This is a genomic window from Dysosmobacter segnis, assembly GCF_014297285.1.
Taxonomy (GTDB): Bacteria; Bacillota; Clostridia; order Oscillospirales; family Oscillospiraceae; genus Oscillibacter; species Oscillibacter segnis.
Genome location: NZ_JACOQI010000023.1, coordinates 1 through 12,956 on the forward strand (window position 1 = coordinate 1; position 12,956 = coordinate 12,956).

Sequence of the window (12,956 nt, forward strand, 5' to 3'; positions counted from 1 at the left end):
CTTTTTGACAAAGTCCAATTTAACGGACAGGACTGCTTCATTTGGGGAAGAAGAACTACCGGAATCTTTACCATTAAAACGATAAACGGGAAAATGATAAAGGACGGTATCTCTTTCAAGAAATTAAAACCCGTAGAAAAATCCACGGGTTATTTAATTGCTTAACTTTAATACACGAAAGGAGGGAACGGCAATTCCTCACCGCCCAATGCTTCACATTGGACGGTGTACCCTTGCCGCAACAATGGATCTCACAGAGCGCAAGATCACGAAAATCGCACGGGAGGCCAGCAAGCTGGCCGTCCGGACGCTGAAGGAGGACGGCATCGGCACAGCGGAATACGATTTCATCCATCTGGTGCGCCACCATCCCGGCATCACGCAGGCGGAGGTCCGGGAGCAGCTCCGGGTAGACAAGGGAGCCGCCGCCCGCCGTGCGGCCAGTCTGGAGGCCAAGGGCTATCTGATCCGGCAGGCCAACCCCAAGGACGGCCGCAGCCAGCTTCTTTTCGCCACGGAAAAGGCGGAGGGCCTGCGGAACTCCAAGGCGCAGGTGGAGACCACCTTTTATGAATGGCTGTTGGCGGAGCTGCCGGAGGCGGAGAAGGTCGCTTTCTGCAAAACGCTGGACACTATCTATCGCCGTTCCAAGCAGGAGAGCCGGGCGGGTTTCCCCCACATCACGGCCCTGACGGAGCAGGGAGAGGGGGAGCGCCATGAGTAAGCGACAGCTTCCGCCGGACCGGGTCAGCTCCTATTTCCGGGCAGAATCCGGGGTGCTGGCGGTCATCACCGTGACGGGTCTCCTCTATAATATAGGTCTGGTGGCAGGCCCGTGGTTCGAGGGACAGATGACGGAAACGCTGGCCCGGATCCTCTTGGGAGAGAACAGCTTTTCCGTCATGGTCTCTCTGGCGGCGGGGTACATCGCCGTCATCGCCGCGGTGCAGGGACTTCGGTTTTTGAAGCGGTTCTATGTCCGGCGCTTTGCCAACAAGGTAAACCGCCGTATGAAGCGGGTCCTGTACGGCGCGCTGGTCCGGTCGGATCGGGGGGACTTGGAGCGTCAGGGCGCGGGAACGGTGCTGACCAAGGCCATTTCCGACGTGGACGACTGCGCCGAGGGGATGCGGAAATTCACCACGGAGGTATTTGACACCGGCGTGGCCTTGGCAGCCTATGCCGGGATGCTGCTGTGGTATGACTGGCGGCTGGCGCTGCTGTCCATGGCCTTTTTGCCGGGGAGCTACGCGTTGGCGGAACGGATGAAGCGGCCCGTCCAGCGCACCGGCGCGGCCTTCAAGGAGCAGGCCGGGGTCTTGAACGCCGCCACCATGGATCGGGCGGTCAACGCCCTGACCTACCGGGTCTTTGGCCGGGAGGAGGAACGCCGGGCGGCCTATGAGGAGCACCTCACCGCTTACGAACACGCCGCTGTAAAGGCAAACCTGTGGACAGCGTCCCTGCCGCCGCTGTACCGGGTGCTCTCCATGATCGGCGCGGCGCTGATCCTGTATTTCGGCGGGAAAAACGTGCTGGGCACCGGCTGGACGGTCTGGTCCATCGCGAAATTCACCACGTTTCTGGCCTGCTTTACCAAGCTGGCCACCAAATCTTCCAAGGCGGCGAAGCTGTTCAACGCAGTCCACAAGGCGCAGGTGTCCTGGAAGCGGATCCAGCCCCTGATGCGGGAGATCCCCGCCGTGCCTGCCGTTTCCGCCGGCAGGGTGGAGCGTTTGGAGATCCGGGACCTCACCTGCGGCTATCCCGGTGACGCGCCGCTGTTCTCCGGGCTGGATCTGACCGCCTGCCGGGGGCAGATCATCGGCGTCACCGGGCCGGTGGCCTGCGGCAAATCCACGCTGGGCAAGGCGTTCCTCTGCGAGCAGCCCTACGGCGGCAGCATCCGGCTGGACGGCCGAGAGCTGGCGGAGCTGTCCCCCTGGGAGCTGACGGGCCTCGTGGGGTATCTGGGCCACGATCCGGAGCTGTTCAGCGGCACGATCCTGGAAAATGTGCTGCTGGGAGACACGGGCGATCCCATGGATTACCTCCGGGCTGTGTGTCTGGACGGCGAAGTGGCGGCCATGACGGAGGGGCTGGAGACCCGGGTGGGCACCGGCGGCGTCCGGCTTTCCGGCGGTCAGGCCCAGCGGCTGGCGCTGGCCCGGACGCTGGCCCATCAAAGGCCTCTGCTGATTCTGGACGATCCCTTTTCGGCGCTGGACCGGGCCACGGAGACGGAGATCTTCGCCCATCTGCGGCGTTTGGCGGCGGACAGTGTGGTGATTCTGATCTCTCACCGGCTGTACCTGTTCCCGGAACTGGATCGGGTGATCTGGCTGGAAAACGGGGAGGCCAAGGTGGGGACCCACGAGGAATTGGTGGGGAATACCCCGGATTACGCGGCGCAGTTTGACGCGCAGAGGGAGGAGAACAGCCATGAATGACCGCAAAAAAGCAGTCCATGTGGGGACTGTGGTACTGGAAACGGTGAAAGGCCACCTCTGGCTGTCCCTTACCATTCTGGCGGTGGTGGCAGGGGCCGTAGGCGCGGCGCTGGTGCCGCCGCTGGTGCTGGGCCGCATTGTGGACGGCCTCACCGCCGGGGAGAGGCTGACCCTCCGCCTGCCCCTGTGGTATCTGGCCTTCACCGCATTGGCGGGAGGGCTGGAATCCGCCCGGGAGAGCGCGTTGACGGTATTCGGCCAGAAAACCACCCACGCCCTGCGGAGCCGTCTGATGGAAAAGGAGGGCCGCCTGCCCGCCGACGAACTGAACCGTCAGGAGCCGGGGGCGCTGGTGTCCCGCTTCGTGGGGGATGTGGACACGGTGGAGACCCTGTTCACCGCCGGGATCATCAGTATGGCAGCGGACGCCTGCCGGATCCTCAGTATTCTGGTGGTGGTGTGGCAGTGCAGCCGGGGGCTTGCCTATCTTCTGCTGGCGCTGCTGCCGGTGCTGTTCCTCTTTACCCGGTTCGTCCAGAAGCGGATGCTGCACAATCAGCTGAAAAACCGGAAGGCGGTGAGCCGGGCCTCCGGATATGTGCCGGAGACGGTGCGGAATCTCCGCACCATCCGCACGCTGGGCAAGGAGACCTACATGGAGACCCGGTATGACGGTGCACTGGGGGAGAGCTACCGGGCCATTGAGGGCACCAACTTCTATGACGCCCTGTATTCCCCCGTGATCCTCACGGTGAACGCCGCTGTGGTGGGCGCGGTCATGCTGCTGTCCGCCTCCGGAGACCCGGCGGTGCTGACGCTGTTCGGCATGACCGCCGGTACCGCCGTGACGGTGATGAACTACATCAGCCAGATCTTTTCCCCGTTGGAAAGTCTGGGCATGGAGATCCAGACCATCCAGTCCGCTGTGGCGGGCGTTCGCCGGATCAATGACTTTCTGGCCCAGCCGGAGCAGGAGACTGTGGCCCCGGAAACGGAAAATCCCGCCGCTCCCATGGTGGAGCTGCGGGATGTGGACTTCGGCTATGAGGCGGGGCAGAACGTTCTGCACCACTTAAATATGGAGATCCGGGAGGGAGAGCTGGCTACCCTGTCCGGTCGGACCGGCGCGGGAAAGAGCACCGTGTTCAAGCTGGTGCTGGGGCTGTATGCCCCCCGGCGGGGCACCGTCCGGATTCAGGGCGTGGATCCCCGGTCCCTCACCGGCCCGCAGCGACGGGCACTGTACGGCTATGTGGAGCAGCGGTTCCATCCGGTCCCCGGCACCGTCCGGGACCAGATCACCCTGTATGATGACACCATCACGGAGGGGCAGGTCCGCCGGGCCGCGGAGCTGGCGGGACTGGCGGAGGCCATCGGCGCCCTGCCGCAGGGCTATGACACCCCCTGCACCCCGGACATTTTCTCTCAGGGACAGTGGCAGCTGTTGTCCATCGCCCGGGCGGTGGCGGCGGACCCCAAGCTGCTTTTGCTGGACGAGATCACAGCCAATCTGGACGCGGAGACGGAGCGGGCGGTGCTGCGGGCCTTGAAGCGGGCTACGGCGGACCGGACGGTGCTCTCCATTTCTCACCGGGTCGGGGCGGACACGGGACGGCTCATTCCCATTGGGGAGGAGTCATAGCCAGAAACCGGGCCAGCGCGGGGTTGGGGTTGGTGGTCTGCCACGCGGCGATGATTTCCTCCACCTCTCCCTCGCCGATGAGGGGGACAAACACCAGATTGTCGGCGTTGTAGAGCTTTTCCACGCAGTAGGCGGGGAGGATGGAAATGCCTTCCTCGGCGGAGACCATCATGAGGATGCTCTCCGTGTCGGCGGAGCGGAAGAGGATGTTGGGCTTGTAGCCCGCCTCGTTGTAAAGCTGCATGAAAAAGGCGTCGCCGTAGGAATCGTCGGCGGCGTCAGGGGACATATAGAGGATGGCCTCTCCCCGCAGCTCCTGCCGCCGGAGCTGCTGTCGCTGGGCCAGCGGGTGTCCGGCGTACAGCGCCACCACCAACCGGGCCTTTTCCACGGTGCGGCAGGCCACGCCCTCCTGGGTTTTCAGGTTGGTACTGTCCCAGGTGAAAATGATGTCATATTCATGGTGCAGCAGCCCCGCCGCCAACGCGTCGGTGGAGCAGCGGTAAAAGGTGATGAGCACGTTGCTGTTCTGCTGGTGGAATTGGCGGACATGGGCGGACAGGTCGCTGCGCTCGTACCCCCGGACGTAGCCTACCCGCAGTGTGCCGGAGAGTCCGGTGGAGGCGTCATGGACCCGCTCCTGCGCCCGGCTCATCCGCTCTAAGATCCCCTTGGCCTCCCGGAGGAAGATGGTCCCCGCGGGGGTCAGGCTCACGGGCCGGGTGCTCCGGTCAAAGAGGGGACAGCCCAGCGCCTCCTCCAGCAGACGGATCTGCTGGGTGATGGCGGTCTGGGAAATGTAGAACTGTTCGGCGGCCTTCGTGAAGCTGCGGCTCTCCGCCGCGGCCACGAAATATTTCAGCTGATTTCGATTCATAATGCCCTCCCACGACACAAAATAAGTTTTTCTTATTTTATCATGAAGAAATCCCCCTTGTAAAGGGGGGTTTTTTCCGCTAAGATAAGTGCATATTTGTTGTGTGTAAGCGAGGTACTTAGAAATGCAAAGAGAATCCTTCGGCTCCCGGCTGGGCTTCCTGCTGGTGAGCGCGGGCTGCGCCATCGGCATCGGCAACGTGTGGCGCTTCCCCTATATCACCGGCAAGAACGGCGGCGGCTACTTCGTCCTGTTCTATCTGGTGTGCCTGCTGCTGTTGGGCGTCCCCGTGATGACCATGGAACTGGCGGTGGGCCGCGGCGGCCGCAAGAGCGCCGTGCTGGCCTACAAGAATCTGGAAAAGCCCGGCTCCAAGTGGCACATCCACGGCTGGTTCTGTCTGGCGGGCTGCTATCTGCTGATGATGTATTACACCACCGTCACCGGCTGGATGGTGAACTACTTCGGCAAATTCCTCACCGGCGGCTTTCACGCCGGTATGACCGGCGACGAGATCTCCGGGATGTTCGGCACCATGCTGGGCAGCCCCGGCTCCATGGCCATCTTCACGGAGCTGGTGGTGGTCACCGGCCTGATCGTGTGCAGCTTCGGCCTTCAGAAGGGTCTGGAGCGGGTGACCAAGGTCATGATGATCTGCCTGCTGGCACTGATCGTGGTGCTGGCGGTCCACAGCCTGACCCTCTCCGGCGCGGCGGAGGGCATGAAGTTCTACCTGCTGCCCTCCGTGGACACCATCCGGGAGCACGGTCTCGGCAGCCTCATCACCGACGCGATGAATCAGGCGTTCTTCACCCTGTCTCTGGGCATCGGCGCCATGGAGATCTTCGGCAGTTACATGAGCGACGAGCAGACCCTCCCCGGCGAGGCTGTCCGCATCTGCATTCTGGATACCTTCGTGGCCCTCATGGCGGGCGCCATCATTTTCCCTGCTTGCTTCACCTTCGGCGTTGCGCCCGGTGAAGGCCCCGCGCTGATCTTTCAGACCCTGCCGCCTCTGTTCGTGAACATGTCCGGCGGTCGCTTCTGGGGCACGCTGTTCTTCCTGTTCATGGTGTTCGCCAGCTTCTCCACGGTGCTGGCGGTGTTTGAGAACATTCTGGCCGTCTGCATGGACACCTTCGGCATCAGCCGCAAGAAGGCCGTGCTTATCAACGGCGTACTGCTGGCCCTCCTGAGCCTGCCCTGCGTGTTCGGCTACAACATCTGGAGCGATTTCCATCCCATTCTGGGCAAGGACGTGCTGGACAGCGAAGACTTCCTCGTGAGTAACCTGCTGCTGCCCATCGGCTCTCTGGTGTATCTGCTGTTCTGCGTCAGCAAGTGGGGCTGGGGCTTCGACAAGTATGTGGCGGAGGCCAACAAGGGCAAGGGCCTGAAATTCGCCAAGTGGCTGAAGCCCTATTTCCAGTTCATTCTGCCGGCGCTGATCGTTGTGATCTTCCTGCAGGGCCTGCTGTAAAGCGGAACAGTGTTACAGCAATAGATGGGGAAATTTTCCCTGTACGGGACATTTTCCCATCAGCCTGCCCAGGGAAAAGACCGGAAATGCAAGAAATATAAGAACATAGGAGGCGTGTCAACAGACACGCCTCCTATCAGCGTGTCGAAAAAGTCTTTTCTCCCCGCTGAGCAAGTTTTCAGAACTTCATAAAAGTTCTGAAAACTTAGGATTTTAATGGCGCGGGACACCCCTCTTGGGTTTCCCGCGCACACCCTTCCTTACCGTCGCGGAGAATTTACTACTTTATCGACAGTCTCGCAGGAGGCGTGTCAACAGACACGCCTCCTATGACTTTTATTGGGGGAATTTACAGAGACCGACTCATGCGATGTTACAGCACCAGCGCTTCCTTTAACACCCGGAGGGAGGTCAGGTGGCCCTCCAGCATGGGCATGGTCAGGTCCTCCATTTCCAGAGATACGTCGCCGTCGTAGCCCGCCATCCGCACGGTGGAGAAAAACTCCTTCCACCACTGGGCGCCGTGGCCGCAGCCCACGGCCACGTAATTCCACGAACGCGTGCGGAACTGGTCGATGGGCTTCGTGTCCAAAAGGCCGTTTGGTCCGGCCATCCGCCGCTCCGGGCGGGAGTCCTTGCCGTGGACGTGGTAGAGAGCGCCCTGCTCCCCCAGCACCCGGGCGGCCTCGATGGGGTCGCCGCCCATCCAGAACAGGTGGGAGGGGTCCAGATTCATGCCCACCAAAGGGCCCACGGCTTCCCGCAGGCGGAACAGGGTCTCCGGGTTGTACACCAGCTGCATCCCGTGGTTTTCCAGCGCGATCTGACGGATGCCGCAGTCCTCCGCCATACGGACCAGCTCCTTCCACTTGGGGATGGCCACCTCGTTCCACTGGTAGTCCAGAATGTCCTGGGTCTCCGGCGGCCAACTGGTGGTGATCCAGACGGGGGTCTTGTCGCCGGGACAGCCGGCGGGCAGGCCGCTCATCATCACGATCTTCTCCACGCCCAGCAGCTTCGCCAGACGGAAGGTTTTCTCCGTCACCTCCCAGTCCTTCTGGAAGGCGAGGGGATTGCCGGAGCAGTTCAGGGCGCACAGGGCGATATCCCGGCGGCGAAGCTGGTCCATCCAGCGCTGCCGGGCCGTTTCGGAGCCGAGCAGTTCGTCCAAGTCGATGTGGGGCGCGCCGGACCAGTTGCCGGTGCCGGTCTCCACGGCCTGAACGCCCTGCGCCACGCAGAAATCCAGCATGGCCGCAAAGGGCATATCCAATGTGCAGGTTTTGATAGAAAGCCGCATAGGGGACCTCCTTGGTCATTGATCTTTTTGGGGGCCGCTGCGGGGCGGCGCATGAAAATCGTCTTTTTTCGCGGGGAGTTGAGGGGCGCTATTCCTTGGTGAACCACAGGTCCAGATCCACAGGACCCTCGATGCCGTCCACAACGCCGCTCTCGCTGTACTGCCAGAGGGTCACGCCCCGGTCCAGCGCCGGGACGGGGCCGTAGCTGGCCAGCCAGACCGGCAGGTGCGCCAGCTCCTCCATGCCGTACATACTTCCGGCCCAGTGGAGGTTCATGTAGACCACCGGCTCATAGCCCGCCTGACGGATCACGTCGCAGAAGGCGATGGCGTTCTGGGTGGCCTGTTCGCCGGTGAGATCGTCGGTCCGGGCCTCGTCCGCCGTGTAAAATTCCAGATCATAGGCGATGGGGCCGCTGACGTTCGTCCCCCGGAGCCGCTCCACCACGAATCGGGCTTCCTCGGCGGCTTCCTCCTCCGTGACGGCCTGAGAGTAGAAGTAAACGCCCACCGTCAGCCCCGCATTGGCGGCGTCGGCGGCGTTCTGGGCGAAGGCGTTGTCCTCCACCAAAGCCCCGGTGCCGTAGCCCCGGAAGCCAACCCGCAGCATGGCGAAGTCCGCCCCGGCGGCCTTCACGGCGGGCCAGTCCACGACACCTTGATAGCTGGAAACGTCCACTCCGGCCCGGGCGGTGACGCCGGGGGCGTCATATTGGTAAAACGGCTCCCTGCGGGTCAGGGCTTCCTCGTTGACGGAGATGCCCGGCCCCGGCGCGGTATGGGCCCGCCATTCCAGAATACCCCAGATCCCCAGGCCCGCCAATACCAGCACCGCCAGCAGCCAGCCACGGCGGTTGGGCGCGGCCCGCTTGCCGCCTTTCTTTTTTTCTTCCATATGTGTTCCCCCTCTTTTCTGCCCATAGACTACCACCGGCGGCGCTGCCTTTGGTGAACAAAGTCTGAATTTGCCGCAAAAAGGGGAGGGGACGGCTCAGGTTTCCTGCGCCAGCATCCGCAGGGCGAACAGGGTGTGGAGCGCTGCGCCGGTGGGGAGAACGTCCTCGTTGAACACCACCGCCTCGTTGTGCATGGGCTTGCCGTAGCGGGGGTCCTCCTGCGGCGTTCCGGCCCCCAGCAGCAGGTAGGCGCAGGGCAGCTCATAGGTGAAGGAGGCGAAGTCCTCGGAGCCCATGCCCCCCTGATCCAGACGGTACACCCGCTCCTTGCCAGCCAGCTCCTCCGCCCAGCCCGCGACCCGGTCCATCAGGGCGGGATCGTTTACCAGCGGCGGCGCGGAGGCGATCTCCTCCACCGTGGCGCTGCCACGGAAGGCCGCCGCTGTGTTTTCCGCGATGGCTTGGATGCGCTCCATGATCCGGGCGGTGAGTTCCCGGTCAAAGGTGCGGATGGTACCCTCCATCACCGCTTCCTCCGGGATGATGTTGGGGGCCTGTCCCCCCTGGAACCGGCCCACCGTCACCACGGCAGGCTCCTTGGCGGAGATCTCCCGGGCAGTCAGCGCCTGCAAGGCAAGATAGATGTGGGCGGCGATGTTGATGGGATCCACGCCGGTCTCCGGCATGGCCCCGTGGCAGCCGGTGCCCCGGACGGAGATCCGGAACAGGGTGCAGCCCGCCATGAACGTCCCCCGGCCGCAGAGCACCATGCCGGAGGGAGTACCGGAGTTGACGTGGAGGGCCAACGCCGCTTGGGGCGTCGGCGCATCCTTCAGGACCCCGGCTTCCAGTATGGACTTGGCCCCGGTGAAGCCCTCCTCATCCGGCTGGAACACCAGCCGCACCGTACCCTTCAAGTCCGCCTGATGCCGCTTGAGTAAAGCGGCGGCGCCTAACAGCATGGCGGCGTGCATATCGTGGCCGCAGGCGTGCATGGCGCCGTTTTCCGACTGAAAATCCAGCCCCGTGGCCTCCCGGACCCGGAGAGCGTCCATATCCGCCCGGAGCAGCACGCACCGGCCGGTGTCCTCACCAGTGGTGTCCGCCACCACGCCCCCGGCCAGCGGGCGGGGCGTATACCCCAGCGCCATCAGCCGTTCCGTCACATAGGCGGCAGTGCGGGGCAGGGAGGGGCCCACCTCCGGGTCCCTGTGCAGGGTCCGGCGATCCGTCAGAAGCTGGGGCTTCAGGGCTTCCGCCTCCGCCAGCAGAGCTTTGGTATCCATGGTCATAGCACGTCATCCTTCCTTTGAACTGCGCCGTTTCCGGCAGATTTATGATAGGGTTATTATACCGCAGGGCGGGGCGTTGTCAAACACCGCCGGAGAAAAAACAGAGCTGCGCAAGCACCTTTTCTCATTTTTTCTGATAGGGCTTCGGTAAGAAAAGTGAGTGCGAACTGTCTTGACAGCTGCTGGCGGCGCTGGACTGAGCGGCAGAGGCACTTGCCGCAAAGGGCAGAGCTTGGGTGTGCAGATCAGCCAGTTCTGGTGATACAGGCCAACCAAGCTGTGAAGTAAGCGGGACAAAGTGTTTAAATTTTTGCCGGGCAGAAATTGAGACTTGGAAAATTGATTAATAAAAGGCGCACACCTCTTCCAAAGCAGTTTGGGAGGGGTTAGCCTTTTTCCTTATTCCTCTGGTTTCGTATATACTCGGTAATAAGTTCGTGGTTGCGTTCACTCACAGTGCAAACAAAATACGAACGACTCCAGAGGTAGGGTTTCCAATAGAACGGAGCAAGGTATTCGGCGAATTCTTTTCTGAGTAGTCTTGCCGTTACCGTCTTGTAGGAACAGACCAGGGAGGACAAAGCCACTTGAGGCGGTGCCTCGAAGAGAATATGGATGTGGTCCTTATCGGTGTTTACCTCATTCACGTAGCACTGGAAGTTCTCCTCAAAGATACGATACGTCAGTTCTGTGAGCCGGTCCTTAAAGGCTCCGTTTATGACCGGATGTCTATATTTTGTTACTACAACCAAATGATATTCCAGGTCATAGCAACTGTGCCTATTCGTTCGATAGCTCATGCTGGCAATCCAGCCCCTTTTTGATACAGCCGTTTTCCTCGCTGCACTCGTGGGTGCAGTTTACCGGCCCCCGATTTTCCGCATCGGACGGGGTGGCGTATTGTCCGACACGCTTTCCGCCGGGTAGCAGTCCTCTGTATGCTTGTGGACGCACTCGGTCACAAGGGTATAGCAGTCCTCGGTGTGTTCGTGATTGCAGGGCGTCCCCTCGATGCCCTCGGTATAGCCGCAGTCGGCGTTGTGTTCTGTGTGGTGTTCGCATAAGCCGCTGCTTTCCGCCCCAGTTTTCGGTATGCTTACAGCAGATGCTGTCTGGGGGCAGAGGGAAAACAGCAATGCGCCGCAGAGCAGCAGGCTCAATGATCGTTTTCTTGTTCGCATGATACTTCTCCTTATTTGTTGTTTCAATCAGGTTTTACCACGCATAGGGCTGATCCAGCGGCCATTCCCTGCCGATGTCCGGCAGTTCCAGCGGCTTCTCGCCCTCCATGTAGTAGTAAATATCCAGCGCGTCCGGGTCACCGCCCTCGCCGGTAAATCCCATTTGCAGCGTCTTTTGGGTGCTGTCCAAAATGGTCTGTGCAAGCTGCTCCGCATCGAACATAAAGAATTCTTCGTTCTGCGGGTCAGGCGGCCCGTTAAAGAGTGCGGAACTGTCCGCAAAGCATACGCTCATGCCGCCTTTGCCGGTGGTTACATTTTCGGCAAGGGTCATATCCCAGCCGGTCAGATCGGCAATCCCTGCAATTAAAATCTCCGGTGTCAGAGTGCCTTCATAGGTCATAGGGTATTCGGTAAAGCCACCGTCCCTTGTGCCGATATAGAGAACGGCTTCATTTGCGGCAACGTCCGGTGTCTCCGGCTGCTCTGTTTCCGGCTGCGCGGTTTCTTCCTGCTCTGTTGATACGGGCGGGCTGCTCTCCGGCGGACTGCTTTCACTCTGCCCGCGGGAACAGGCGGAGAGGACAAACAGCAGAATGAGCAGCAGCACAGCCGCCCTGAACCGTTTCTTATTTTGTGGTTTCATAGGTTATCCTCCTTTGGAATGATTTTGTCGCAATAGAAAAAGGAGCATCACGCCCACGGAAAAGCCGTGGACGCAATACGCCCGTCTGCTCAACATAAAAATTGTTTTGACAGCAAAAAAGGACAGACTTATTCTGTCTGTCGTAAGTATATTGCATAGTTTGTCAACCCCTTTTCTCGCAAAAAAGCGCATAATTTTCCCTTTCCCTGTATTTTACGATTCAGCGTTTTGCGTGTCAATAGGTTTGGAACGAATGAAGTGTAATACGGCGTGAATGATGTGTTTTCTCTTGCGCTGCCCGCCGTATTTTGGTACAATGGAAACAGACAAGGGGTCCATTCTACAGGGTGCAGTTTAGGGGAACAAATTATGGCAAAGGAAAAAAAGCAGAAGCAAATCAATTTAGAGGAAATTACCGCGCTCACAAAAGAGCTGTTTCACGCCCACTATGCGGGGGATTTGGAACGGTGGTTTGACTATCTCTGCCCGGACAGCATCTACCTCGGCACCGGCGAGCCAATGCTCTTTGGCGGCAGCGCGATACGGGAACATTTCAAGGGCTTTGAGGGCGAGGCGGCCGATGTAGTGTCGGAAGAATATTACCCTGTCCCGCTGGGCGAAACGGCAGCGCAGGTCTGCGGCCGGATCGCGGTGAGAAGCAGGCAAAACCAGCTTGGGGCCGTCAACTATTTTACCATCGGCTGGCGGTTGATCGGCGGCGAGCTGAAACTGGTACATCAGCACAATTCCTATGAGTACACCCAGCCGGACATTGAGGGCGAGCGCGGCATTTTGAAGATGGATATGAACACGACGCGGTTTGTCCGCAATCTGCTGCTGGAACAGCCCGCCGGCCGGCGCATAGCGTTTCCCAGCGGCAATCAGACGGTGTATGTCAATCCCTATACCATTCTGTACGCCAAGAGCCGGGATAAACGGACGGAATTAGTTTGCGTTGACCGGGTCGTGAGTTGCAATTATATCTACCGGGAACTGAAAGAGAGATTGCCGGAAGTGTTTTACCCACTGCGGCGGGGCTATCTTGTGAACACGCTGTATATTGTCGCCCTGCGGCGGTTTGAAGCGGAGCTGATTTCAGGTATCTCCATTCCCATTCCCGCCTTGACTTATACCCAGGTCAAGCGGGATTTACAAGAGCTGATCGAGAAAAAATAACGGACGGAAAGCGAGC

The 12,956-nt window shown here is 60.6% G+C and carries 12 protein-coding genes; 5 read left to right on the forward strand and 7 right to left on the reverse strand.

The window, feature by feature from the left end; translation table 11 throughout:
- The first annotated feature begins 244 nt into the window (after nucleotides 1-244).
- Genes H8Z83_RS16165 through H8Z83_RS16175 form a run of 3 tightly spaced genes read left to right on the forward strand, consistent with a single transcriptional unit; the run spans nucleotide 245 to nucleotide 4,092 of the window.
- Nucleotides 245-724 carry a MarR family winged helix-turn-helix transcriptional regulator gene (locus H8Z83_RS16165; protein ID WP_187016023.1) on the forward strand — a complete coding sequence of 160 codons (480 nt, stop codon included), beginning with the start codon at nucleotides 245-247 and terminating at the stop codon, nucleotides 722-724.
- Entirely contained in the window at nucleotides 717-2,450 is a 1,734-nt protein-coding gene (locus H8Z83_RS16170) for an ABC transporter ATP-binding protein (protein ID WP_187016024.1), read from the forward strand. The genes H8Z83_RS16165 and H8Z83_RS16170 overlap by 8 nt, the downstream gene beginning before the upstream one ends.
- Nucleotides 2,443-4,092, forward strand: a complete 1,650-nt coding sequence (locus H8Z83_RS16175; protein ID WP_187016025.1) for an ABC transporter ATP-binding protein — start codon at nucleotides 2,443-2,445, stop codon at nucleotides 4,090-4,092. Before H8Z83_RS16170 ends, H8Z83_RS16175 begins: the two co-directional genes overlap by 8 nt.
- On the opposite strand, the gene H8Z83_RS16180 is transcribed toward H8Z83_RS16175, so the two are convergent.
- Nucleotides 4,067-4,969, reverse strand: coding sequence for a LysR family transcriptional regulator (locus tag H8Z83_RS16180; RefSeq protein ID WP_187016026.1), 903 nt, complete (start codon nucleotides 4,967-4,969; stop codon nucleotides 4,067-4,069). The genes H8Z83_RS16175 and H8Z83_RS16180 overlap by 26 nt on opposite strands.
- Before the next feature lie 124 nt (nucleotides 4,970-5,093).
- Here H8Z83_RS16180 and H8Z83_RS16185 point away from each other — a divergent pair, with 124 nt between their 5' ends.
- Nucleotides 5,094-6,449, forward strand: coding sequence for a sodium-dependent transporter (locus H8Z83_RS16185; protein ID WP_187016027.1), 1,356 nt, complete (start codon nucleotides 5,094-5,096; stop codon nucleotides 6,447-6,449).
- Between the two features lie 373 nt (nucleotides 6,450-6,822).
- Here H8Z83_RS16185 and H8Z83_RS16190 read toward each other — a convergent pair whose 3' ends face one another.
- From H8Z83_RS16190 to H8Z83_RS16215, 6 genes are all read right to left on the reverse strand, one after another.
- Nucleotides 6,823-7,749, reverse strand: coding sequence for a sugar phosphate isomerase/epimerase family protein (locus tag H8Z83_RS16190; protein WP_187016028.1), 927 nt, complete (start codon nucleotides 7,747-7,749; stop codon nucleotides 6,823-6,825).
- An 88-nt stretch (nucleotides 7,750-7,837) separates the two neighbouring features.
- Nucleotides 7,838-8,644 (reverse strand): GH25 family lysozyme, encoded by an 807-nt coding sequence (locus tag H8Z83_RS16195; RefSeq protein ID WP_187016029.1) that lies wholly within the window; start codon nucleotides 8,642-8,644, stop codon nucleotides 7,838-7,840.
- A 96-nt stretch (nucleotides 8,645-8,740) separates the two neighbouring features.
- Nucleotides 8,741-9,937, reverse strand: coding sequence for a M20 metallopeptidase family protein (locus H8Z83_RS16200; RefSeq protein WP_366464481.1), 1,197 nt, complete (start codon nucleotides 9,935-9,937; stop codon nucleotides 8,741-8,743).
- Nucleotides 9,938-10,323: 386 nt separating this feature from the next.
- The gene (gene tnpA, locus H8Z83_RS20250; protein ID WP_187016030.1) at nucleotides 10,324-10,737 is read right to left on the reverse strand and encodes an IS200/IS605 family transposase; all 414 of its coding nucleotides are present in this window, start codon (nucleotides 10,735-10,737) and stop codon (nucleotides 10,324-10,326) included.
- Nucleotides 10,738-10,797: 60 nt separating this feature from the next.
- Nucleotides 10,798-11,118, reverse strand: a complete 321-nt coding sequence (locus tag H8Z83_RS16210) for a hypothetical protein (RefSeq protein ID WP_187016031.1) — start codon at nucleotides 11,116-11,118, stop codon at nucleotides 10,798-10,800.
- Between the two features lie 34 nt (nucleotides 11,119-11,152).
- On the reverse strand, nucleotides 11,153-11,764 hold the full coding sequence (locus H8Z83_RS16215; protein WP_187016032.1) for a hypothetical protein: 612 nt from the start codon (nucleotides 11,762-11,764) through the stop codon (nucleotides 11,153-11,155).
- Nucleotides 11,765-12,133: 369 nt separating this feature from the next.
- Here H8Z83_RS16215 and H8Z83_RS16220 point away from each other — a divergent pair, with 369 nt between their 5' ends.
- On the forward strand, nucleotides 12,134-12,940 hold the full coding sequence (locus H8Z83_RS16220; RefSeq protein WP_187016033.1) for a LytTR family transcriptional regulator DNA-binding domain-containing protein: 807 nt from the start codon (nucleotides 12,134-12,136) through the stop codon (nucleotides 12,938-12,940).
- The last annotated feature ends 16 nt before the right edge of the window (nucleotides 12,941-12,956 follow it).